At 40.9% G+C, this 22,598-nt stretch carries 34 protein-coding genes and 1 tRNA gene; 7 read left to right on the top strand and 28 right to left on the bottom strand.

The features are described 5' to 3' along the window. Positions 1-56: 56 nt before the first annotated feature. From A361_RS10780 to A361_RS10760, 5 genes are all read right to left on the bottom strand, one after another. Positions 57-512, bottom strand: coding sequence for a DUF4241 domain-containing protein (locus tag A361_RS10780; protein WP_019381918.1), 456 nt, complete (start codon positions 510-512; stop codon positions 57-59). A 616-nt stretch (positions 513-1,128) separates the two neighbouring features. Next, positions 1,129-1,479 (bottom strand): hypothetical protein, encoded by a 351-nt coding sequence (locus A361_RS29900; RefSeq protein ID WP_162272003.1) that lies wholly within the window; start codon positions 1,477-1,479, stop codon positions 1,129-1,131. Positions 1,480-1,613: 134 nt separating this feature from the next. Continuing rightward, a complete protein-coding gene (locus A361_RS10770; protein WP_019381916.1) occupies positions 1,614-1,871 on the bottom strand; it encodes a hypothetical protein in 258 nt (85 codons plus the stop codon). Next, the gene (locus A361_RS10765) at positions 1,868-2,122 is read right to left on the bottom strand and encodes a hypothetical protein (RefSeq protein WP_019381915.1); all 255 of its coding nucleotides are present in this window, start codon (positions 2,120-2,122) and stop codon (positions 1,868-1,870) included. The genes A361_RS10770 and A361_RS10765 overlap by 4 nt, the downstream gene beginning before the upstream one ends. Before the next feature lie 64 nt (positions 2,123-2,186). After that, the gene (locus tag A361_RS10760; protein WP_019381914.1) at positions 2,187-2,492 is read right to left on the bottom strand and encodes a hypothetical protein; all 306 of its coding nucleotides are present in this window, start codon (positions 2,490-2,492) and stop codon (positions 2,187-2,189) included. A gap of 291 nt (positions 2,493-2,783) precedes the next feature. Here A361_RS10760 and A361_RS10755 point away from each other — a divergent pair, with 291 nt between their 5' ends. After that, a complete protein-coding gene (locus A361_RS10755) occupies positions 2,784-3,056 on the top strand; it encodes a helix-turn-helix domain-containing protein (protein ID WP_019381912.1) in 273 nt (90 codons plus the stop codon). 56 nt (positions 3,057-3,112) lie between these two features. Continuing rightward, entirely contained in the window at positions 3,113-3,580 is a 468-nt protein-coding gene (locus A361_RS10750; RefSeq protein WP_019381911.1) for a hypothetical protein, read from the top strand. Positions 3,581-3,582: 2 nt separating this feature from the next. Here A361_RS10750 and A361_RS10745 read toward each other — a convergent pair whose 3' ends face one another. From A361_RS10745 to A361_RS10725, 5 genes are all read right to left on the bottom strand, one after another. Continuing rightward, positions 3,583-4,170: a hypothetical protein gene (locus tag A361_RS10745; RefSeq protein ID WP_236888021.1), complete on the bottom strand. Its 588-nt coding sequence runs from the start codon at positions 4,168-4,170 to the stop codon at positions 3,583-3,585. A gap of 43 nt (positions 4,171-4,213) precedes the next feature. Further along, a complete protein-coding gene (locus A361_RS10740) occupies positions 4,214-5,368 on the bottom strand; it encodes an FtsK/SpoIIIE domain-containing protein (protein ID WP_019381909.1) in 1,155 nt (384 codons plus the stop codon). Further along, positions 5,365-5,553 (bottom strand): hypothetical protein, encoded by a 189-nt coding sequence (locus A361_RS10735; protein ID WP_019381908.1) that lies wholly within the window; start codon positions 5,551-5,553, stop codon positions 5,365-5,367. The genes A361_RS10740 and A361_RS10735 overlap by 4 nt, the downstream gene beginning before the upstream one ends. 18 nt (positions 5,554-5,571) lie before the next feature. Further along, complete coding sequence (locus A361_RS10730) at positions 5,572-5,949, bottom strand: hypothetical protein (RefSeq protein ID WP_019381907.1); 378 nt, start codon at positions 5,947-5,949, stop codon at positions 5,572-5,574. 155 nt (positions 5,950-6,104) lie between these two features. Beyond that, positions 6,105-6,335, bottom strand: a complete 231-nt coding sequence (locus A361_RS10725; RefSeq protein WP_019381906.1) for a helix-turn-helix transcriptional regulator — start codon at positions 6,333-6,335, stop codon at positions 6,105-6,107. 63 nt (positions 6,336-6,398) lie between these two features. On the opposite strand from A361_RS10725, the gene A361_RS10720 reads away from it, so the two are divergent. Further along, entirely contained in the window at positions 6,399-6,806 is a 408-nt protein-coding gene (locus tag A361_RS10720; protein ID WP_019381905.1) for an endonuclease domain-containing protein, read from the top strand. Between the two features lie 128 nt (positions 6,807-6,934). On the opposite strand, the gene A361_RS10715 is transcribed toward A361_RS10720, so the two are convergent. The 6 genes from A361_RS10715 to A361_RS29895 form a co-directional block, all read right to left on the bottom strand. Beyond that, entirely contained in the window at positions 6,935-7,117 is a 183-nt protein-coding gene (locus A361_RS10715; protein ID WP_019381903.1) for a helix-turn-helix domain-containing protein, read from the bottom strand. A gap of 2 nt (positions 7,118-7,119) precedes the next feature. Next, entirely contained in the window at positions 7,120-7,308 is a 189-nt protein-coding gene (locus A361_RS10710) for a helix-turn-helix domain-containing protein (protein WP_019381902.1), read from the bottom strand. Positions 7,309-7,336: 28 nt separating this feature from the next. Beyond that, positions 7,337-7,630, bottom strand: coding sequence for a hypothetical protein (locus A361_RS10705; protein ID WP_019381901.1), 294 nt, complete (start codon positions 7,628-7,630; stop codon positions 7,337-7,339). Between the two features lie 101 nt (positions 7,631-7,731). Beyond that, positions 7,732-8,475, bottom strand: coding sequence for a helix-turn-helix domain-containing protein (locus A361_RS10700; RefSeq protein ID WP_019381900.1), 744 nt, complete (start codon positions 8,473-8,475; stop codon positions 7,732-7,734). Positions 8,476-8,627: 152 nt separating this feature from the next. Then, positions 8,628-9,581 carry a tyrosine-type recombinase/integrase gene (locus A361_RS10695; protein ID WP_019381899.1) on the bottom strand — a complete coding sequence of 318 codons (954 nt, stop codon included), beginning with the start codon at positions 9,579-9,581 and terminating at the stop codon, positions 8,628-8,630. A 166-nt stretch (positions 9,582-9,747) separates the two neighbouring features. Next, positions 9,748-9,844 (bottom strand) — tRNA-Sec (locus A361_RS29895). A gap of 123 nt (positions 9,845-9,967) precedes the next feature. Between A361_RS29895 and A361_RS10690 the strand changes: the two genes are divergently transcribed. Further along, positions 9,968-10,393 (top strand): DUF2621 domain-containing protein, encoded by a 426-nt coding sequence (locus A361_RS10690; RefSeq protein ID WP_019381898.1) that lies wholly within the window; start codon positions 9,968-9,970, stop codon positions 10,391-10,393. A gap of 146 nt (positions 10,394-10,539) precedes the next feature. Then, positions 10,540-11,034 carry a DinB family protein gene (locus A361_RS10685; protein ID WP_009330549.1) on the top strand — a complete coding sequence of 165 codons (495 nt, stop codon included), beginning with the start codon at positions 10,540-10,542 and terminating at the stop codon, positions 11,032-11,034. A 50-nt stretch (positions 11,035-11,084) separates the two neighbouring features. Here A361_RS10685 and A361_RS10680 read toward each other — a convergent pair whose 3' ends face one another. The 3 genes from A361_RS10680 to A361_RS10670 all read right to left on the bottom strand — a co-directional run bounded on the left by A361_RS10680 (position 11,085) and on the right by A361_RS10670 (position 13,072). Then, a complete protein-coding gene (locus A361_RS10680) occupies positions 11,085-11,573 on the bottom strand; it encodes a CcdC family protein (protein WP_019381897.1) in 489 nt (162 codons plus the stop codon). Positions 11,574-11,725: 152 nt separating this feature from the next. Beyond that, positions 11,726-12,085, bottom strand: a complete 360-nt coding sequence (locus A361_RS10675) for a response regulator (RefSeq protein ID WP_019381896.1) — start codon at positions 12,083-12,085, stop codon at positions 11,726-11,728. A 279-nt stretch (positions 12,086-12,364) separates the two neighbouring features. Beyond that, positions 12,365-13,072 carry a cytochrome c biogenesis CcdA family protein gene (locus tag A361_RS10670; RefSeq protein ID WP_009330552.1) on the bottom strand — a complete coding sequence of 236 codons (708 nt, stop codon included), beginning with the start codon at positions 13,070-13,072 and terminating at the stop codon, positions 12,365-12,367. 346 nt (positions 13,073-13,418) lie between these two features. Here A361_RS10670 and A361_RS10665 point away from each other — a divergent pair, with 346 nt between their 5' ends. Beyond that, a complete protein-coding gene (locus A361_RS10665; RefSeq protein WP_009330553.1) occupies positions 13,419-13,589 on the top strand; it encodes an aspartyl-phosphate phosphatase Spo0E family protein in 171 nt (56 codons plus the stop codon). 60 nt (positions 13,590-13,649) lie between these two features. Here A361_RS10665 and A361_RS10660 read toward each other — a convergent pair whose 3' ends face one another. Beyond that, a complete protein-coding gene (locus A361_RS10660) occupies positions 13,650-14,057 on the bottom strand; it encodes an Lrp/AsnC family transcriptional regulator (protein WP_019381895.1) in 408 nt (135 codons plus the stop codon). Positions 14,058-14,175: 118 nt separating this feature from the next. Here A361_RS10660 and A361_RS10655 point away from each other — a divergent pair, with 118 nt between their 5' ends. Further along, positions 14,176-14,937 carry an MBL fold metallo-hydrolase gene (locus A361_RS10655; RefSeq protein WP_019381894.1) on the top strand — a complete coding sequence of 254 codons (762 nt, stop codon included), beginning with the start codon at positions 14,176-14,178 and terminating at the stop codon, positions 14,935-14,937. A 39-nt stretch (positions 14,938-14,976) separates the two neighbouring features. On the opposite strand, the gene A361_RS10650 is transcribed toward A361_RS10655, so the two are convergent. From A361_RS10650 to A361_RS10615, 8 genes are all read right to left on the bottom strand, one after another. Further along, the gene (locus A361_RS10650; RefSeq protein WP_019381893.1) at positions 14,977-16,770 is read right to left on the bottom strand and encodes an ABC transporter ATP-binding protein; all 1,794 of its coding nucleotides are present in this window, start codon (positions 16,768-16,770) and stop codon (positions 14,977-14,979) included. Between the two features lie 4 nt (positions 16,771-16,774). After that, positions 16,775-18,523 carry an ABC transporter transmembrane domain-containing protein gene (locus tag A361_RS10645; protein ID WP_019381892.1) on the bottom strand — a complete coding sequence of 583 codons (1,749 nt, stop codon included), beginning with the start codon at positions 18,521-18,523 and terminating at the stop codon, positions 16,775-16,777. A 106-nt stretch (positions 18,524-18,629) separates the two neighbouring features. Continuing rightward, the gene (locus A361_RS10640) at positions 18,630-19,097 is read right to left on the bottom strand and encodes a DUF6376 family protein (RefSeq protein WP_192908503.1); all 468 of its coding nucleotides are present in this window, start codon (positions 19,095-19,097) and stop codon (positions 18,630-18,632) included. 416 nt (positions 19,098-19,513) lie between these two features. Beyond that, positions 19,514-19,705 carry a helix-turn-helix domain-containing protein gene (locus A361_RS10635; RefSeq protein WP_019381890.1) on the bottom strand — a complete coding sequence of 64 codons (192 nt, stop codon included), beginning with the start codon at positions 19,703-19,705 and terminating at the stop codon, positions 19,514-19,516. 114 nt (positions 19,706-19,819) lie between these two features. Further along, positions 19,820-20,527 carry a replication-relaxation family protein gene (locus A361_RS10630; RefSeq protein ID WP_019381889.1) on the bottom strand — a complete coding sequence of 236 codons (708 nt, stop codon included), beginning with the start codon at positions 20,525-20,527 and terminating at the stop codon, positions 19,820-19,822. A gap of 12 nt (positions 20,528-20,539) precedes the next feature. Further along, complete coding sequence (locus A361_RS10625) at positions 20,540-21,769, bottom strand: FtsK/SpoIIIE domain-containing protein (protein ID WP_019381888.1); 1,230 nt, start codon at positions 21,767-21,769, stop codon at positions 20,540-20,542. An 11-nt stretch (positions 21,770-21,780) separates the two neighbouring features. Next, positions 21,781-22,125, bottom strand: a complete 345-nt coding sequence (locus tag A361_RS10620) for a hypothetical protein (protein ID WP_019381887.1) — start codon at positions 22,123-22,125, stop codon at positions 21,781-21,783. Positions 22,126-22,139: 14 nt separating this feature from the next. Further along, complete coding sequence (locus tag A361_RS10615) at positions 22,140-22,517, bottom strand: hypothetical protein (RefSeq protein ID WP_019381886.1); 378 nt, start codon at positions 22,515-22,517, stop codon at positions 22,140-22,142. Positions 22,518-22,598 lie beyond the last annotated feature (81 nt).

Genomic DNA, 22,598 nt, shown 5'->3' with positions numbered 1-22,598 from the left:
TTACTAATACCACGGGAGGGCCAGTTTGTGGGACATTAATTTTTATTTAATTGTAATTACTCCATAACGATTTCAACTTTAATGATACGGCCATTCTCGTCTTTCTTAGCGTAAACATCATAGATGCCGTCGCCATAAGCCGTATTAAATCCAAGCGCATAACTATTTAGGATTTGCGCAGCTCCTTCTTCCTTAGTAGCTTCATAGATTTCTTCGCATTTCTCATCAGTAGCCTCTTTAACGTAGCAAGGGTCCGTAATCATCAACATTCCGCTATCGACTCCGACAGAACCGATTCGCTCCAACGATATTGACTCGCTTCGGTAAAAGTTGTACCAATCCGCAAGCTTTTCGACTAAATTATCCGTTTTAGTCACGCGTCGTAGTTCGAATTCATCCCCCAGGTTCATTATGATCGCTACTCTTTCAGGACACTGCTCTTTATCCAAGATTAAGAAATCCATTGCCTCACCTGTTTTTACCTCAACCACTTCGTAATATCTTTTTGCCATCTTAATTTCCTCCTCGAATTTGTTTTTTGTCTTAAACGGTGACTTTAACTCCTCAAAAAAATAATACGGATTAGAAAGAAGAGTCGCCCACCTTACCTAATAGATGATACATTTGAAAATCCACTTTCGGACATTCCCTTCTCAGATTTTTTAACCCCCTTTACCTATAATAGGGATTAGCATGTAGAACTCGCGCAAAATATCGCGCATTTCTGTCCTTTTGTAACATAAATGTAATATTCAGCGAAATATCATCCCACCCTTACGTAATGTATGACGCACTAGGCACCGTTTTCGGACATTAACTTCGTTTTTTGTTTCCCTAGGAAGTATGACGCGAAAGGACACAGGATTCGCGCACCTTTTCCGGAACTTTTTTGTCGCTCGTCAAATATGTCACTTTAAAATGCAGATCCGCGCACTTTTTCTCCTTACAATTACTATGCCGTCATGGTCACCGTTTTCGGACATAATTCAGCCAAACTTTTTTCAGACTCCTCATAAGATATTCGCTCGCCATTTTGAAAATTGGTTCAACCAATAATACCCGATAGTATTTAAAGCTGCGCATGACAAAAAAGACCCGACCGTATTGCCGTACGATCGAGCCTCTCGATTATTCCACTCCGAATGCTGCGTATACCCTTCCGAGGTCTTCCGTTACATTCAATTCCTGGCGTAGTTCATACGACCTTCTCACGGCCCGCTGATACTGCTCGGATGTTTTCTCTACTTCATGGCGCAAGAAGTTATACACTGGTTGCAGCCTCGCAAGCTCATCCTTTACAAGACGGCGGTTAGTCAGAATTTCTTTTAACTTCTTAGCGTGTTTGTTCCCTTCTGCCATATCGAACTCTCCAGAGCGTTCGATATCATGATACGCCTGAGCCAACTGCTTATCTAAAACGCTTTGGAACCGATTTAAAGTTTCGTGTGAATCCTTAACGTAAGCGTGCAATTCTTGCAATCTATAAAAACATTCCTCAGCAATATTTGTTATCATTTCCGTTCTCCCCTTCCGAATATTACCCGACGTTGCCTCCAGTTTGCCGCCCGCCGCCGGGGAGTAAGTATGTGGCCTATTGCCGTAGACCGTCTATATTAAGCTTGGACGAAGCTACCTCCGCCAGGGTCAGATACAATTAAATCGATCAGAAGCGTTGGATTTTCCGCTAGATGATCCGTGGCATTTACGTCCAGGTCGACGATAACCACGTCAGGATTGTCCGTTTTTACCGCCTGGTAAAGACCGAAACCTTCCTCTGTAACTAGGACTTTATCGCCGAACAGCACACCCGACTCGTTATCACGCTGATTGATTACACCTTCGAACAGGTATTGTACCGTTATCTTTTTCATTCGGTAGCACCTCCGGTCATTAGCAGTTCGATAAACAAATCCGCATTATCAAGATGTAGGTCTTCCGCACCTTGCGCAACAAGTACAACGTCTGTACCTTCGACTGGCTTAGCGTAATTAACTTCAACCGCACCCCATTGGTCGCAACGGATTACCATGCCCTGCTCCTCATAGTAAACGCCTTTTTCCGGATATTCCTCACAAACTTCTCCTTGCCAAATATCTTTTACTACCACTTTTCTAAATTTCATAGTATAATTAACCTCCAAAATGTTTTTGTTTTGAGCTCAGTCGGCCAGCCCGCCGCTGGGCTTTTTACTTTTTTGCAAACTCTCGCAATACGTCCATGAAAGATGCTTCCGAAATCCACTTGAAGCCTATCTCCAAGACTCTTCGATTATCTTCCGCCAGAAAGTCCGCTTGAAACCTCGCACAAGTTGACCGGTCAATATAGACTTTCTCTTGCGATTCTGATACCGGCTTATCTAACCGGAATATATTCGCCTCATTATCGAACCTCTCAAGCACTAGGTCCGGAGCCAGCAAAATGACTTTCGACTTAACTTCGCCGAATTCCTGATCGTCTGCTGCTGTAAATATTGCAGTGATAAACCGAGCCATTACTTTCTCCTCCTTCAGATGTTTGAAATGTATTCACTAATTTCTTCTTGCATCCAAGTCGGTGCTATGAAGTACATCGAAAACACTGTCAGCCCCGCAAGAGCAAAGTAGAAAACCGCGAATAAATAACCCATGCCTGTACACCTCCTAGATTGTATTACTTAAATCGTTTTACTATTTAAGTTAAACTAAATATAATACATTAATTTCCCAATTGCAATAGTTTTCACTAAAAAAGTTTTACTATTATCGTTATTTTGTTTTATAATGGACTTAACGGAGGGATTTTCTATGAAGGTAATTAAGGAAAACGCTATTGTTACTACTCTTGGAGACACCTTAGAAGAATTACAAATCACAAAAAACTTCTTGGCAGTGGAATCAAAGGTAAGGCCAGCGACAATTGGAGATTTAGTCAACGGAAAAGCCAAGGCCATTCAGTTCGACACTTTGACAGCTGTTATCAATGCTTTAAATCGTATTGCATTAGAACAAGGGAAGACAAGAAGATATGACGTAAATGATGTATTCGTATTTAAACTCACAGAAAAAGGCGCCGAATAACGGACGCCTCTTTTTTATATAATCTGGTATAATTAGGGATAAAAGGAGATGGTTTATTGTTTATTATCGTCTGCATTTTATTAGCTGTGGCAATCGTTATTATTGGTAGGAGAATAACAAAATATCAAACATCCCCAGAAGGAAAAATCAGTACATACGGTTATGTTCATGGAGCTGAAGGAATAGAATCTGATAAACTTTCCACTTTACTTGTTGCCAATGACGAATTAACAATAAATAACTTAGCCATAATTCCAATTAATAAAATTACAAAAGTAGAGTATTATGAATGGAATCAGCGGGTCCGCACTGGTTGGTCGACTTATTCAAATAGAATTTTCGGTGAATTAACTATTGCATTTAACAACAAAAGTGGAAAACAAGATATTATTACTTGCAAATCCCCTAGAAAGAATCAAGTCACTCTATTACTTGAATATAAACTTATGAAAGTAGCAATTGATAATAGATTGGGTAAAACTGAAGAAAAAGTAAAACTTCCAGACAAACCCTACTTATTATAAATTTAATTGACAATATATCTAATACCACCTTCCTTGGCTCTAACCGGCTGAGGCGTTTGCTTCGGTTTCAGCGCCTCCATAAACCTCGAAAATGTCTGCGCTTGAAATACTTTAAACGGCCAATCCCCATCTATTGCATAACGCTGCTCACTCACGATTAACACATGCGGAAACGGCTTCGGAATGACACCGGATCGGCAAAGGTCTACATAGCGATTCATCTTTTCCGCCATTTGCTTTTCGGAGTATAGTGTCTTCTGCACTTCGATAAAGAAAGGCGTTTTTCTAAATACGGCAAATATGTCCGGCTCAGCTACGCCCTTGCTTCCGTACTTTGGCTCGACCTGGAACGTTTCGACCGGCCCTTGCTTCCGCATTTCCTTATATACGTTGAGAATCGCGAGCCAGTGGCCTATCTTTGCGGAATTCTTCTTTATAGTAAGTTCCGGACCGTAATAGCAATACGGAATAGTTGCGGTTGTGCGCTGTATCTGGCCTTCACGCAATAACCGGAGGAGCACCGTGTTCGCTGCGCTAATTGGATTCTTTAAATTAGCGAAATGGAGCTCCGCCACGCTGTTCCGATCCATCACGCGAAATCTATTTAAATCGTTTATTATTGCTTTATCACGCTTAGTTAACATCGTTAAACACATCGCTTTCTGTTAAAACCCCCGACGTCGTGGAATTTGCTGTCCGGTTCACTCCGGCAAACATATCCGTCCAGCCGTCCGCCTTATGTGGCGCTAGCAATTCCTCAGCCTTCTCTTCCGTTAAGTAAGGCGCTTGAAGCTCCGTCAATTCGTCCCGTTTAATAAGAAAGCGTCCCGGCGTTTCCTTGCTTATGCGCTCACTTCCAGGCGTCCCAATGATCCGGCTATTCGATAGGTCAGTCGTTCGGAATCCCATACGCACAGTAAGCAATCCACGAATTTTAGTATCGAGAATATCGTGTGACGGCCTCTGAAGCGATAAGATGCAATAGATACCTAACGCACGGCCAAGCGCCACAAGCTGCACGATTTGCTTTTTCATCTGCTTATCGTCCATTATCATTACGAACTCGTCGATACACAGCAGAATATACGGAGGCTTTTTCGGCAACTTATTAATATGTGTAACGCCGTATTTATTAAGGAGCTCGCCCCGACGCTTCATTTCGCCGTGCAAATAGGCCAGCATGACGGCCATATCTTCCGCATAGACGCAGACACTCTTAACGTGCTGGACGCCTTTAAACAGAAAGAACTCGCTCATCTTAAGGTCGCCAAGGAATATCTGCAACTCATCCGGCGTCTTGGTCTGAATTAATGTCGATAGGATACTCCGGAGCTGAGTCGACTTGCCTGCGCCTGGCTCACCGGAGATAAGACAGTTCGGCTCGGATATTGCGTCATAGACCATGTAGTTGCCGGCTGAATCTTTTCCGCAGAGGATCGGCATATCATAGTCAGCTAGTTGAGTCGACGTCGACCCGTATGAATAGGTAAGTTTTCGCGGCAGACTATTTTTATTAATCATCAGCGTAAACCGTTTAATATCTCCATCCAGGCGGATATTCTTTCCGAAGTGTTGCTGGAATACATAAAGGTTTTTCGTTAGGAGTTTCGGGTCCAGGCCGTTTGGCAAAGTGAAGGTAATGGCGGTAGAGTCTGCGGATATAGTAGTGGAATGTATTTTCGGGAATGTAGGACGCTCGATGTCGCCGAGATAAAGTTCGGCTGCTTTAAATGCTTTCACAAGGCGCTGACGGGTCTGCAATTTCGCCCAGGACTCGCGCCAGTTCATCGGAGCCACCCGATAATTGCATTAGTTTCAATGAAGTAAATACCGGCAGCAAAGGCGGCTATCGGCAGGGCTATGCGCAAGATTGTGCCAAGCGCCCCGAATCCGTAGCCTTCCAGCGTCTTGTCTAATGCGGCCAGGACTATCGTAGCTCCTCCGGCCAGTAATAACGTTGGTGTAAATAACATGCGAAATTCCTCCCTTTGTTAAAACCATAAGATGCAATCGAGCACCAATTCCCAATCAAACTCTTCAGGCCAAAAGTTTTTTGCGAAAGAGTCTTTAACGATGCCAACTCGATGTGAAATAAGCCGGTAAATCATTTTCGTAGGCTCTGTCGTTTCCATTACGGATCGATTAACCGCATCCATCCAGCAAATAGCGTTATCGCCGCAAAGGTTATCGACTGCATCGTAGTCACGAAAAACGTTAAAGTCGCTGGTATGCTGATACCATTCCGTATCGTGGATAGCGGTCTTTACTTTATCCGCGACAGCTTCTCCGATAGAGTCGTACGAATTGTCTACGATAATTTGATGAATCCGATCATAGTCCGTTGGGACGCCGTTAATTTTGACAATCATAGCGATACCTCCTTAAGTCTGTCGCTCAGCTCTCACTTCGCTCCTTTCTTAACAGATTTTTATTTTCGCATTACCTGACAGTTCAAACCGACTAAACTGCGGTAATGCTACTTACGCTATAACCTATGTCATTACTGCGGTAAAGTTGCCTGTACCTACATATTTTCTGCCGGAGTAGCAGACGGCTCGTCCTCTGCGTAAAATATATCGTTAACTGGACGGCCTAGCTTGTCGCTTATCTTCAGCGCAATTTCCAGCGTTGGCTGCCGTTTGTTGCGCTCATATCGATTATATTGATCGTGGCTAATGCCGAGGAAGGCGGCAAACTCCGTCTGATTCATTCGGTTGTCGTGCCGGTATTCCTTTAAAGTATTTTTGACAGCCATCTCTATCACCTCGCCTAATATTTCTCCATTTTGGCAATAATTCCTTTTAGGGAGGTGCAATTTATGGTCGAGTATATCGTTTTTATAGGCATTTTGATCGCTGGTTTTTTAGCATATTTATTCCACAAACCCAGTGATCCTATATTATCTCCTGTTGCAGCTGAAAGAATTAGATGCCAGAGCCCAATCGAACGAATTTTGTATGATGCATTAGTATCTCAGGGCTACGTTGTAAGAACGCAAGTACCTTGCGGAAGATATTCCATCGACTTAGCCATCCCAACACTTAAATTAGCTATAGAATGTGACGGTAAAGCATTCCATAGCTCTCCTGCACAAAAAGCGCACGATAGACGTAAAAACGCTTTTTTGAGAAAGAACGGATGGCACGTTTTACGATTTAGTGGTCGACAAATTAACCAGGAATTATCAAAAGTTTTATATAGAATTAATAAAGAGGCTAATAATTAGGAGGCGCGAAAGGGGGATTAGATATGAGCAAAGGACCTTCTGAGGAAGCAATGAGAAAATTTTACGAGGCAGTAAAGCCGGCGTTGATAAGGATAGCAAAAGAATTTAAAAAGAAGAAGAAATAAGGCTCAACGAACCTTATACTCCTTACCCTTTAGCCAATCGTTGAATATATCTTTATGTACTAACCTCTTTTTGCCAATCATTTTTACAGGGAATTGCTTACTTTGAAGTAGCCCATAAGCTTTATTTTTCCCGATACCAGTGAGTTTCATTATATCGTTAACATCAAGCATCATTTTTTCGCACATATTTAAACCTCCTTGCCCTTTAACCAATCATTAAATACATCCTTATGTACCATACGCCTCCTACCGATCATTTTCACCGGAAATTGCTTACTATGTAACAAGCCGTATGCCTTATCTCTTCCTACGCCAGTCAACCTCATTATGTCTTTAGCGTCAAGCATCACTTTTTCGTTATCTTCCAGCTTGCTCACGCTACCACCTCCTAAAGATTCCTTTCTCTTAATCACTAATCACTATCTTCACTTTCTTATTCGGATGTATTTTCTGTACGGTTCTTTCTAAACCCATAAGCGCAGGATGCTTTTTCTCTAATGCAATCCTGAACCACTCCTTACGCTGCTCATCGCTGAATAACCCTAGGTTTGAGTGAATAAAGATACTGGTATGGCCGACCTTTATTAACTTTTGGTAGGGCAATCTTCGCCAATTATCAGCAATTCTCTTTTGAACTTTCATAACAGGTCTTGAACCTGCCATATGTATCATTATTTTTGGCTTCGGATATTCTGACATTGCTTAAACCTCCTTTGTTTCAAATTATCCGAAGTCGAAAGCGTGTAAACTCCGTCTATGATTCTTTTTTAGCGTCTTTATTCGTTATTAATTCGCTTTACCTAGCCCTTAAATACGTCATTAAACAATACGGTTACATGCCGCTGTTTAGCCAGCCGTTTAACCGCGCCAGTAAAATACGCAATAGGCTTCCGCAATTGCTTGCGCTTTGATTTCATAGCAAAGAACGCTTCTATGCCGATTACTGTCCGTTCCTCTTGCGCGAGGTTCATGCGGTATGTAATTGCGTAAACAGACCGCCAGTATTCCTCGATCTCTTTGACGCTATGAATATGCGAATCTAATAAAGCAAAGAATGCTTGCGGAATCCATGCCGGCTTGGCCGTACGTTCTTTAGTATTAGTATTTGTTTTAGACGGAAGTGGTTTTCTTGGTGTGACATTATCCGCAGGCTCTTGTGTGACAAGCTGTTCATTTACGACGACATCGTCGCATTTGGTCGGCAATATAACGATAGCATTAGACGTCTGCTGCATATCGCTTGCCCGTTTCATTGCGTATTGGCGGATGATCCCTAACTCTTCTAAACGCTGGCATACACGGATGATTGTGCGCCTGGACTTGCCGACAAGCTTGCCGATTGTATTTTTGCATAGGAAACTAACGCCCTTATACTTAGCTGAGTATCTGTGGAGGATATTAAGGACGCTAATTTCCGTATTTGAAAGCATTTCCTTAAATTTACACTTATATTCCCGGACTGCTTCGTTAAGCCCTTCGAGCGTTTCGAAGGTTCCGAGCGTTTCGAAAGCAGCTTCCGAAGCCACTATATCTATTCGTTTCATTGCGGACTCTCCCCGTTTAGAGAGCGCCTAACCCAAAAATATGCATACTTAAATAAGCGTTGACTAGCACGCTTTTTTTCGATACAATATAGTTAGTGATTTTAACGTAGGGTGTTCGACTGTTCCCGCAGTCGGCGCTCTTTTTTTGTTTTTTATTTGAATACGAAATTTAACGGTGAATGAACGCTATGCTGGTTACGCACGTCCATGTTTGTCATCTGCACATATCGCCTGACCATATTCATGTGAGAATGGCCGAGTATCTTTTGCAAACTAAACGGATCACCGCCGTTAAGAATATAGAAAAGAGCGCCCGTATGCCTTAGTGTGTGCGGGCTTACACGTTTATTTGTTATTTTCGCAACCTGCCCATAAAGGCGCAGATTATCACGGACAGTATGCTCGCTAATCCTTTCTCCTTCGTAAGACAGAAATACGTAATCATTCGCAAAGTCTGAGGTCTCAGCCATGTATTCGCTTAATAACTTCGCTGTTCTTGCGCTGATAGGCACGTATCTACCTTGCCGGGTCTTTGTGTCCGCAGCCTCCAAGCGAATTGTCAGCGTCTTAAAGTCAACATTTTGCCTCTTAATGTCGACCAGTTCGCAAACACGAACCATTGTGTCAAGCAAGGTAAAGGCTACGACCTTCGTACGAAATCCACTATAAGTAGTATCGTCAATGGCTCCGATTAACCTCCGAAACTCTTCCGGCGTTAAAGACTCTACAACGTCAACTGGCGCTTTAATCGGCTTGAAGCGTCTATGAATCGGCTCACTAATCCACGCCTTTTCCTCATAGCAATACCGCAAAAATGTCCGCATTGTACGGACGCGGATATTAACCGTTGCAGGCGCGTAGTCCAATTCTTCAATCATGTGCGTTATCCAACCGACAAAGAGCTCCGTTGTCATCTCTTCCGCAACAATCTCACGGTTTATGTAGTCCTTAAAATAGCCGAAATGGGCGTAGTGCTCCTTAATGGTTCTTTTCGTCAAGCCTTCGCCCTTTTTAACGATCATAAATTCCTCGAACATTTCCGTTATGGTCATCGGTATCTCAATCGTTTTCTTGCGGTTAAATCTTCGTAGGTTTCCTTTGCGCATAAAAAAATCCCCTTCCGCAATAATCTGCGTAAGAGGACAAACGGTTTATATCGACTATTAATACGGTCTTCCCTTCCGGTCGTTTACGGTCTTTCGTTAGACCGGGCGAAAACCGTGTAGGTCATCGTATCAATCACCGGATACAAAGTCCGGATAAATAGCGTAATGGCGGGACCGCCTGGGAATCGAACCCAGCTGACCACACACGGTGGTCACAAGCGGTTTTGAAGACCGTGGAGGGCACCAGCACCCCAATCAGCCCCGTAAAGACTCTTCCTATTATAAGGGCAAATGGTGCTGTTTTCAAGACTAATGCTTCCTTTCTTGTCGTATCGCGGCACAAGGCTTATAATAAAGACAGGAAAATATGTGTGTAGGTGAAGGAAATGCTAGAAGGCTGGTTTATGTATTTTATATTGTTTTGGGTTGTTGTTTTGATTTCTTTCTTCGCGATCGGCGGCTTTTTTATGTTCCGTAAATTCTTAAAGCGCATGCCGAAAGAAGATGGCAAATCGGATTTGGATTGGGAAGAGCATTACGTCAATGAAACACGCCATCTATGGCAGCAGAAGGAAAAAGATCTGCTTGAGGATCTAGTAAGTCCAGTGCCGGAGCTATTCAGAGATGTAGCAAGAATGAAAATAGCCGGCAAAATCGGCGAACTTGCCCTAAAGGAAAAGGCAGCACAAATCGATCAGGACCTCCTGATTCGCGGCTATATTTTAGCCACTCCAAAAAGAGATCACAAATTTCTCCGCAAGAAATTGACGGAAAAACAGATAAATATGACTCCATACGAGCACTTATTTTAGGCCATTTCGTATCATCGGAATGGTTTTTTATTATACGGGCTTTTAAAAGCCACACATGCTTAATTCAATTCTTGAAATTAAATAGGATAGTCTGAATATCTAATGAATAGAAATGAAGAGTACTCTTTCCAAAAAGGAGAAATCCAATGACCACAAAAGAAGTCTTATTAAAACAACTATCCGCCTGCCTAGACCAGCCCAATTGGTTTGTCCCTTTATCCGCTGCCATAGAAGGACTATCAGCAAAAGAAGCATCATTCAAGTCTGGAACCGCCAATTCGGTCTGGCAGATCATCACCCACCTTACCTTCTGGAATGACCGGTATCTAACAAGATTCAAAGAATTGCCGCTCTCCCAAACCCATATCGCCAATGACGAAACATTCAGCACCAATGAATCCTTTACGGAAGAGGATTGGCAGTCTGCCATAAAAGCTCTTCAAAACGTATTGTCTGAGTGGATCAAAGCCCTGGAAGAATGCAGTGAAGAAAAGCTTCTCTTATCCGCTTATAAAGAACCATTTGAACCCTGGTCGTCTGTCATTTCCAACCTAACCATCCACAACGCCTATCATATCGGACAGATCGTCGAAATACGGAAAATGTATGGACTTTGGGACCCTAAGAATGGAGTACATTAATCGCAAACGCAAAAAGCCGCCGAGCGAAATGCCCGGCGGCTTTCATTCTATCAAGTTGTTTTCGGATTCCCCGATCCATGCAGCTCCTGATGAAGCTTCCGAAAATTCATATACATCGCTATCCTCCACGGTAAGATCATTGAAAACGCGAGAATCCAAAACATGCCGCTCAGCTGACCATAATCAATCGTTGAGCTAAGGACCATTTTACCAATAATCCGGATAACAAGCAATCCTATCAATATAAAAGCGAAAGCTTTGGAACGCTTCAGGTAAATGTCGCTGTCTCTGATTTCAAAGGAAGAAGTCTTAATTAATAGGATGGAAAACAGCATTCCAACTGTGGCTGCTTCTAAGATCTCCATTGACGTTACGCGAAAATAAGGAACGACAAACATAAGAGCACCAGTGCTCATAAAAATCGGCGGCAAGATGATTTTCTTGGCGGAAGCCGGCTTTTTTGCAGCCTTCATGCGGATGAACATCACGAAGATCGCCATAAAAACGGCACCGATTGATGAAATTAATACAAAGTCCATTCGATTTCATCCTCTATTTCATTTGATTACTACCCATATTATATCTTAATAGGCTTGATTTAGGTACTCAGAAGGATAAAAGTTCATTAAAAAAAGCCACTTCAGCTGATACCCGGACACATCCGTATGTCCAGGGTACCCTGAGTCAGCTCCTAGCTTAATACCCGATTCACTGCTTCTAATACACGGCCTTCATCAAATGGTTTTATGATAAAGTCTTTCGCGCCGGCTTCAATGGATTCAACCACTACCTTCTGCTGGCCCATGGCTGAACACATGATTACTTTTGCATTAGGGTTGTCCCTCTTAATTTCCCTGACAGCCTCAAGTCCGCTCATTTCAGGCATTGTGATATCCATCATCACCAGATCAGGCTTCAGATTTTCGAATAGGTTCACGGCTTCTTTTCCGTTTTCCCCTTCTCCCACAATTTCGTGGTCTGCTTTTTTCAAAATGCTGCCAAGGGTAACCCTCATAAATTTTGCATCATCTACTATTAATATTCTCGCCACCGCTGTTTCCCCCTTGTAGTGCATTGGAAGCTATATCTCTATTATACTATAATCATAGTAAAAAATACCCATAATAACAAATATTAAACATCTTGGGGAAGAAATTCATTTCCTTTTGTGAAAAACACTCTTCCACGCTCAAAGAACACATATTACAATATATCGAAGTATCAGATAAATAGCAATTGAAAGAATATGACAAATTTCGACCAGATCGCATAGCCCTTTTTACTTATAGAAAAAAAGGAGCACATTCCCTAATTGAATGTGCTCCTGCTTTTAAAAACCTCTAAATCCGCCAAAAAACGGTGAAAGGAATATGATTATTTTTGTCATCCAGTCAAAGAATAAGACGACACCCATGATCATCATCAAAACACCGCCGATTTTCATGATCTTGGCGCTGTTTCGCCTGATCCATTGCATTTTTCCGATAAAGAAGGAGAGAACAAAGAATGGAATAGCAAAGCCAAGAATATAGGCAAACATGTAAACCATGGCAGAATTAGGATTTGTGACAGCTAATGACCACACCGCCCCTAATATTGGACCCGTACACGGAGTCCAGCCTGCTGCGAAGGCCATTCCGATCAAAACTGAGCCAAAAAGGCCAGATGGACGGTTCTTAAATTCAAAACGCCTTTCCTTCATAAGAAATTCCGGTTTAATGATACCTACGATCAATAATCCAAAGATGAATACAAAGATAGCGCCAATTTGCCTGATTAAATCCTGGTATTGCTGAAAGAATTGGCCAAGCAAAGTCGTGCCAAACCCAATTGCGATAAAAATCGCCGAAAATCCGATCAGGAAGAATAGGGTATGAAGCATGCTTCTTCTCTGCAGCATTGCATTCTCTTCTTTAATCTCCCCTACAGACATTCCGGTAATATACGATAAAAACGCCGGATATAATGGCAGGCAGCAAGGCGATACAAAGCTTAAAAACCCTGCCCCTAATGCAATAAATACATTCAAATCTGTCATAGTCACAACTCCTGATACTCATTCATTCCCATTTCATTCTAACAAATCCCATATAGAAAAGATAATGGATAGAATGTGAACATTTTGTGTCCCGAATATTACACACATTTCTGAGTAAACCACCTGCTATTATATTAATTCATATTAGATTTCAACCTAAAACATGTATTTTTAATGTAAATGTTAATAAAGTTTAAAACAAGTTTCTTTTGAATTAATTACCATTATTCGATATACTAGTATAGGACTTAACAAATTCTGTTATTATCTTTCAGCTTTTGACATGGAATCGAATTGGCAGAGTAAAGCCTACATATAAGAAATTATCAGAGAGGAACTATTGGCCATGTGTAAACAGGAACTGCTTACATTGATTGAACAAAAAAGAACAGAGTTAATTCAAGTGGCCATGAAAAGCGGCTTAAGCTCTGCCGCAGCAATCCGGTACAGCCAGGAACTGGATGCCCTATTAAATGAATATAACCGAACCTTTATAAAAAAAGTGCAGACACATTAGAAAACAGCCATGCAACCTATGCAGGCTGTTTTTACATTCCATCCCTCTGGTTTTAAGCAGTTATTTATTAATAACAATCGATAATTTATAATTTGCATGCTTACTTAAATCTGTTAAAAATTGATCTAACCGCTCATTGGACGGAAATTTGCATTCAAGTATATAACAGCCATCCCCGCTGATTTTAAAATTATGTATGATTTCCTGCTGTGTTTTTACGAAGGTCAGATACGGCTGATGATTCATACTTTGAGTAATAACCGTAATAAAAGCATGGATGGAATACCCTAATTTCTTCTGGTTCACTTTGATTGTGTATCCCTCAATTACACCCTGATCTTCTAATTTTGCCACTCTTGATGCGGCTGCCTGGCCAGTTAAATGGACTTTCTCCCCCAGCTCCTTCATGGTGATCCGGCTGTTTTTGGAGAGTTCATCCAAAATACGCTGATCCGTGTAATCCAGCATTTTTTCAACTCCTTTCACTTTTCAAGTTAAACGGCAAAAAGACTTGATTTTATCTATGTAAGTACCAATGGGTCTTAGTATAAACTATACGTAAATCAAAGAAAAGGAGTACATTTATATGAATATACAGCAAATCCGCAACGCTACACTAGTTGTCAATTATGCAGGGATAAAGTTTTTAATTGATCCCTTTTTAGCCGAAAAAGGGACTTACCCGCCTTTTCCAAATTCATTAAGACAAGATGAATACAATCCTTTAACAGAGCTTCCAGTCTCCATTGATGAAATTATTCATAATGTGGATGCAGTGATTGTTACCCACCTGCATTTAGACCACTTTGATGATGCAGCCAAACAGGCATTGCCAGAGGACATTAACATGTTTGTGCAAAATGAAGTAGATGCTGCTGAAGTAAAAAATGCTGGTTTTAATAATATTGAAGTCCTCCATGAGAATACTGTTTTTGAAGATATCCAACTAATAAAAACAAAGGGCGAACATGGCAGGGGCGAAATTCTAAAAATGGCCGGTCTCGTTTGTGGAGTGGTCTTCAAACACCACAGTGAAAAAACACTTTATGTAGCAGGTGATACAGTTTGGTATGATGCTGTTCAGGAAGTTATTGAAACACACAGCCCTGAAGTCATTGTTGTAAATGGCGGAGATAACCAGTTTCTTGAAGGCGGCTCGCTTGTTATGGGGAAAGAGGATATTTATGAAGTTTCCAAAGCTGCCCCGGATGCCAGGATTATTTCTGTCCATATGGAGGCAGTCAACCATTGGACACTATCAAAGGAAGAGTTAAAAAGTTATAGTAAAGACAAAGGCTTTTCCGATCAACTATTAGTGCCTGAAGATGGAGAATCCTACTCCTTTTAAGAGATGAAAAGACGTGTGGCCATTCACACGTCTTTTCTATTACCCTACTGCATCCTCCACTTTTTCAGCAGACCCATTCTGCAGCAGATACATTTTATGATACAAGCCCCGCTTTGCAAGCAATTCCTGATGCGTTCCTCTTTCTACTATTTCCCCCTGATGAAGAACGAGAATCAATTCTGCATCCTGTATCGTAGACAATCGATGAGCAATCGCAATCGTCGTCCGGCCCTTCCGCATTTTTTCCAGTGCGGTTTGAATCGCTTCCTCTGTTTCTGTATCAATATTGGCTGTTGCTTCATCGAGCACAAGAATTTTCGGATTGGCAGCAATCGTTCTTGCAAAGGCAATAAGCTGTCTTTGCCCGCTCGAAAAAGTCGAGCCGCGCTCAACTACCGCATGCTCATATCCGTCGTCAAGCTTTTCTATGAATGTATGGGCCTGAACAAACTGAGCTGCAGCTTTAATCTCGACATCTGTCATTTTCTCATTATGAAGTCTGATGTTATCTTTAATCGTCCCGTAAAATAGGAAAGGATCCTGTAGGACGAGCCCCATCTTCATGCGCAATTCTTCCGCTGGATAAGACTTAATGCTTTTTCCGTCAATGAAAATATCACCGCGCTCATATTCATAGAATCGCATCATTATATTAATGATTGAGCTCTTGCCGCTTCCGGTATGTCCAACCAGGGCAACGGTTTCACCCGGCTTGGCTGTAAAGGAAATATTTTTCAACACATCCCGTTTGCCGTCATAGGAGAAGCTGAGGTTCCTGAACTCAATCTCTCCCTCCTTAATTCTATCAGAAAGTTTATCCTCCTGTGCCGGAGCAAGCTCCTTTTCGTCCAGCAGCGCAAACGCTCTTGAAGCCGCAATGATTGCCTGCTGATACATGGAAAGCCTCATCATGATCTGATTCACAGGCTCAAAAAAGCGGTCCAGATAACTGACAAAGGCATACAGCACACCGATTTCGATCGGACTGTTAAAAGAAGAAATACCAAAGAAGCTCAATACAATAATAAGTGCCAGAACATACACAAGGTCAATGGCCGGCCTTAACAGCAATCCATCCATTTTGATATTGCGCATACCTGCTTGGTAATGCTGCTCATTGATATCACCAAATTCCTTCCGCAGCCTTTTTTCCTGCCTGAAAACTTGTATGATGGACATTCCCTGCAGTGATTCACTCAGCTTTGCATTCAGCTGGCTCAGTCTTTCCCTTAAGTCCTTATAAAATACAGAACTGTATTTACGGTACGTACGAATGATCATAAAAAGAATCGGGAGAATCACCAGGCAGAATAAAGCCAGCTTCACATTCAGGATAAACATCGCCACAAAGATCCCTGTCAAAAGGAAGGCACCCTGAATAAAGGTAACCAGGACACTGACAAACATATCTTTAATCGCCTCTGTATCATTGGTAACCCCGGATACAATGCTTCCGGCAGGCGTTTTATCAAAGTATTTCAAGCCCAGTGACTGAACTTTTGAAAAGACATCCACACGCAGCTGCTGAATGATTTTAAGGGCAATTTCCTGAAATTTCAGCAGCTGAAAATAGGATACCAGCACATTCATGATCTGAATGCCCAGATATGCTGCACCAAGAGCAAATAACGGCTCGAAAACCAGGTTCCTTGGTGTTAAATAATCGTCGATAAAAATTTTGACAAGAATCGGCCCCAGTATGTCTCCAATCGTCGTTAACAGAAGCAGACTGAAGGCAAGTATGATTGTTTTCTTATGCGGTTTTGTATAGGAAAGCAGCCGGAAAAGGACCTTCCGCTGCTCTTTCCCCTTCATAATCGGTGTCTTTTCCATCGTCTTATCCCCCATGCTCCACAAGCTCTTCCAGCTGCTGGCGCAGATACATATTCTTATACCAGCCTTCTTCAGCCATCAGTTCATCATGTGAACCCCGCTGAACAATTTTCCCTTCATCCAGCACCAATATCAGATTCGCGTGCTGAATGGCGCTCAGCCTGTGAGCGGTTATGATCGTTGTCTTGCCTGCCCGCTCACCACGCAATGAAGTGAGAATCGCTTCCTCCGTTTTCGCATCAACGGCAGAAAGGGAATCATCCAAAATCAATACCTCCGGTTTCACCAGAAGGGCTCGTGCAATAGAAATACGCTGCTTCTGTCCTCCGGAAAGAGAGACCCCTCTTTCACCCACAACGGTTTTATAGCCATCTGTGAATTCGAGAATATCTTCATGGATATTGGCCAGTTTCGCCGCCGTATAAATATCTTCAAGGTCTGCATCCGGTCTCGTGAAAGCTATATTTTCAGCAACGGTGGCCGAGAACAGGAAGTGCTCCTGCGGGACATAGCCAACTGCTTCCCTCAGCTTATCGATTTTATAGCGGTTAATAGGATGTCCGGCAAAAAGAATTTCCCCTTTATAGTCTTCAAACTCACGGATCAATAGCTTCAGCAGTGTGGTTTTGCCCGCACCCGTTTTACCTGCTATGCCGAGAGTCTCTCCTCTTTCCAGCCTAAAATGAATATCCTTAAGAAGCGCTTCCTGTTCACCCGGATAGGCGAACTCCTCAATCCTGTACTCAATATCTCCGCTAGGAACTTCATTGATGCCAGTCTCATCATCCTTAATATCGATTTCTTCTGCTAGAAGCACAGAGACTCGATCATAGGAGGCGCGGCCTCTCTCAACAATGTTGAACAGCCAGCCAAATGCGAGCATGGGCCAAATAAGGAGACCTAGATAGGTAGTAAATGAAACCAGCTGCCCGATTGTCAGCTCTCCTGCAATCACATATCTTGATCCAAATGCAATAGATAGGAAGAAAGAGATCCCTACAATAATGCTGATCGTCGGATCAAACAAAGAATCAACACGTGCAACAGAAATGTTTTTTTGCACTACATCTTCAGACTGCCTGCGGAAATCTTCAATATCTTCTTTTTCCTGGCCGAATGTCTTAATCACTTTAATTCCTGAAACACTTTCCTGAGTTTTGTCATTTAGTGAAGAAAAAGCCTCCTGTGCTTTGTGGAACCGTTTATGAAGAAGTGTTCCATACCAGCTTGTCAAAAGTGCCATGAACGGCATCGGAATCAGACTGATAAGTGTAAGCTTCCAGCTGATTGTTGTCGCCATGGCGATGATAACGAACCCGCCTGTCGCCAGTGAATCGACAAATGTGAGGACCCCCGCTCCTGCCGTCTGCTGAATCGCCTGCAGATCATTTGTTGCATGGGCCATCAAGTCCCCCACCCGCTTTTTCTGGTAGAAGGACTGTGACATATTCGTAAAATGCTGATAAAGCCTGTTGCGCAGGAGTTTGGACAGCTTAACCGCTGATCCAAAAATCATGATGCGCCAATAATAGCGGAGCACATACATCATGAGGGCTGTAACAGCAAGTATTCCTATCCACATTAATAAGGCTTTTGCAGTCAGCTCGCCATTTTTAATCGAGTCGACCACAATGCCGACCACCTTTGGCGGAACCAGCTGAAGCATTGCCACAAATAACAGCAGAATAATCCCGTTTACATAAGCCTTTTTCTCCTGCTTAAAAAACCACATCAAATCAAAAAAAACCTTCATACCCCATCCTCCGAAATTCGAAACATAATAGCTTAAATAGTTTATCAAATATTGAGAAAATAAGGAAGATTTTTTCTCGCAAGAAAAAAGCACCCCTTTGGATGCTTTATTGCCCTAATGCTTCTATTCGGTTGATCAGGCTTGTTGCTTCATTAATGGTAGTGAATAGCTCTGAGTTCTCCAGCTGATCCAATGCTAGGCTGCCGTTCTCCAATACTTTATTGATCTCAGCCAGAAGCGCTTCATTCTGTGTAACCAGCTCCTGATGAACACCCTCTGCCAGCGTCGGGATATCCTGAAGGGCGATAAACTCTTCAACTTCCTGCTTAAGTGTCGTCAATCTGTCTTCAAGTTCCTGCTTTAATGCCGGATCCGCTGCCGCCTCCTGAATCATTTGCGGCGCCTCTTCAGCAAAGTCGCTTAATGTATTGATATGCTCAGTCGCTTCATTAACATAGTCAATGGAATTATTCACTTCTCCCAGAACGGAACAGCCGCTTAATAACATGGAAACGGTAAGGAGCCCTATAAGAATTACTTTTTTCATTTGCTCGTTCCTTTCATGATTTGTCATAGTATAAATACGCTCTGTTTCAAAGAAGGTTTCATTTTGGATATAAAAAACCACCTTCCTTGTATTGTAACAGAAAAGTGGTTTCAGATGGGATGCTTGTCCCTGATTACTTGCCAGTCTGCTTGTTCATGGCATTCATCATTTGGTTGATCTTCTTCTGAGATGGCTTCATTATAAGACACTCAAAAACGTTGATATATAAGGATTTATGTACGTTAACTAATCACTTTTTTCTATTGAGAAAAATATACCATTAATCTACTAATATGTCTACCATACTTTTAAACTCCGGTTTAACATTCTTATATTATAGAAGAAACTAGTTTTACCTTCCTAACAGTTCAGAACCTACTTCCGATTCTTTTCGAAACCACCCTTCGAACCATTCAGAACCAAAAAAGAGCAAGGAATAATCCTCACTCTCCGTCAAACCACTTAAAAAATGCTTTCTTAGATATTTTGTATAACCTGCCAACTTTAACTACATGAAATGGTGGATTCTCCATCATCTCATATGTTTGCTTTTTCCCTATTTGTAATATTTCTTGAATATGCCTCGGAGTTAATGCTTCGGGTAATTCTTCTCTGTTGATCTGTGTTGTTATCAATTTTGCACCTCATAGTTGTCTTTTCATGTCCTTAAGAACACTTTGGTTATTATACGGGCAAATATTAACTTTGTCAAAATTATCAGTCAATATAAAATAATTTAATATAACCATTTAAAATACAAACTTAATTACTCCGTCCTTACTTTTATAGCTCTCAGAGAATGCATTAGGCTTTGATACAGTCGCATCAGCTTCTTCCTTAACCTTACCCTTAAACTCCTGATACTTCATTTCCTTGAATTGCTGAATAGTCTCACTCAGGTCTTCAATGCTCCTAATCTGCTTAACTTTAAAGGGATAATCATCAGCATCTAATTTAAGATTTGTTTTACCTATAATAAGCACTCTTTGATTATTCCAATACCCTTTATCAAGATATTCCTTATACTTATCCAACTTGGCATAAAGCTGTTTAATTGTATATGTGCTGTTCTGAAACTCTAAGAACCACTCATTTCCTAACCATTTACAAGCAACATCTGGGATAAAATCAGCGTGTTCTATTTTAGGTTCAATTTTGTAATCTTCAACTTTGGAATACCTACTCATATCTATATAACCTTGAGCAATCATCAAATAATGATCAATTTTCTGTGAGTCTAATTTAATTGGGGAGGGATTGTAGAAATATATATAGGGTTTAAATGATCTGTTTGTATTCACCAAAACATATCCATCCATTCGGAGCCTTTTCAGAACCCTGTTGACTGAAACAATAGGATTCTTGTTATTTGAAAAATGCAAAGCAGCTATTTGATCCCGTTCAAGACATTTAAACTTTTCTAATGAATAAAGGATATCCATATCACGTTTTCTCATGTTGTTATCCTCCTACAGAAATAAGTCTAAGTCATTTTTGTGAGGTTCATTTAGGACTTCACAAATATCAGACGATGGCTCACCCTGAACCTCTGTTACATCTTTTATATTGCTTTTAGAAACCATATAAGGATTCAGCAAATTCCTTGCTTTGTCATAGGTCAAATGAGGGGATTGTAATTCTTCAATTTCACCAGAATTTAAAATTAATCTGCCTTTTTCTTCACGTTTAATCTTTTCTGCTCCCTGAGTACCAAGCAGCATAGCATTTGTTTTATCGACTGCTCTGAAGCTCATTCTAATATTGAAATTTCCTCTTGCTTTTGTATCCATAACATCTGCATCCATTCTTTGCGCAGATGCTAATAAGAATATTCCTACAGCTCTGCCTTTCGATGAAATTTTGATTATATCGCTCATTAATTCCTTGTCATCCAGGTATTCAATAAATTCATCAACAGCAACAAGTATATACTTCTGTTTATGCTCCGTCGGTAAATCATTAACATGAGGAACATCAAACGTATCAAGCAATTCTTCCCTTTGATACATCATTTTTGTAACATCTTTTAATACTTTCCTAGCGTCTTTGTTTGAGTAAACAACCTTTTGAACGTGTTCCACCTTCTTAAATAGCCCAAATTCAGCACGTTTACCATCTATACAGTAAATGTCTAACTCCTCTGGTCGTTTATACTTAATCAAAGTAGTAAGAATAACTCTTATGGCTGAACTTTTACCTGATCCAGTAGTCCCTTGGATAATCACATGAGGAAGTTCTAGCATATCTAATACTAAAAATCTTCCATTTTTCTTTTTACCTACAACAACTGGCATTTCTAATGGTATTTTAACTACTTTGCCTTTTTTCTTCTCGACAGTGTGTAAATAAGGCAGAATATCTTCAAACTTATAAATTAGATCCGGTTTCAAAGGTTTATCGTAAATATTGAGCACAAACTTCTTTAAATCCCCTGGTAAATCAATGGATTTCCCAAAATACTGCTCTAGTACATACCTTTTCTTTATCATTAAATCATGAGGATTCATCCCATTGAGCAATGTAAATACAACCTCTGTGAATTTTTCATTTGTTTTGTATTTCACAGAATGGATTCTTGGATAAATATATACTGTTCTATTGCCAGCCTTTGCTGTGAAATAAATTTCTGCAGATCTAAAACAGTCCAATAATTTTGATTTTACTTTTTGTTTATACAGATAATCCTTCAAAGAGAACATTCGACCACCTCTTATAGAAATACTTTAAATATCCCTACAGCAAGGAAGATGTAAAATACAACTGGCATTGCAAATTGAGTAAATGCTTTAACCTGTTCAGCTTTTCGAGGATTACCATGAGCAACAAAAACATTTTCAATTAAGGTTGATACCAAAAGGACTCCCGCAATTCCAAAAACTATATAGTAAGGTGTATTGAAATCATATTCACTAAAAAAGCTTCTTGAAGTTGTATCAAGTCCCATGTAACCATACAATGGAATATGAGGTGTATTACTTTGAGTAGGTTCTTTTGGCTGACGGGCTAAAAACTCACTCACCGTAAATACCTCTTTTTTCTTTGCTGCAAGTATCATTTGCTTAACCCTCCCTAAATCATTAGATCAATAAAGTTAAATACTCCTTTCTTGAATTGCTCAAGGACAGTATCTTTTATTGGATCGAGTGCTTCCCAATTGATATGAAAATTCTCAACTTCATTATCAATTGACCTTCTTACGATACCTGATCTATGGGAGATAAACTGGTATATATCTTCAGAAAGCTTTGTTTGTTTCATAATGCTCCAATTAAACGTGTCTAACCAACAAGTCGTTTCCTGAACTGAATCTCCAAAGTTTCCACAATAAGTTTTTACTTTATTAAGATCGGTGAAAACATCCATACCTGGTTCATGCTGATTCCATTTAAAGCTTTCATACTTAGTTTTTAGTTTATCTGCAATAATTGGATAAGCTGTTCCTCTCATCTAAGCCACATCCTTAAAAAAGCTATTCCATGAAATTAACACCTTTTTATTAGCATGTTTCCAATAAATTTTATGAACAAT

It is taken from the genome of Cytobacillus oceanisediminis 2691 (genome assembly GCF_000294775.2).
GTDB lineage: Bacteria > Bacillota > Bacilli > Bacillales > Cytobacillaceae > Cytobacillus > Cytobacillus pseudoceanisediminis.
The sequence above is the reverse complement of the archived record's forward strand: the minus strand, read 5'-3'. Positions and strand labels throughout refer to the sequence as shown.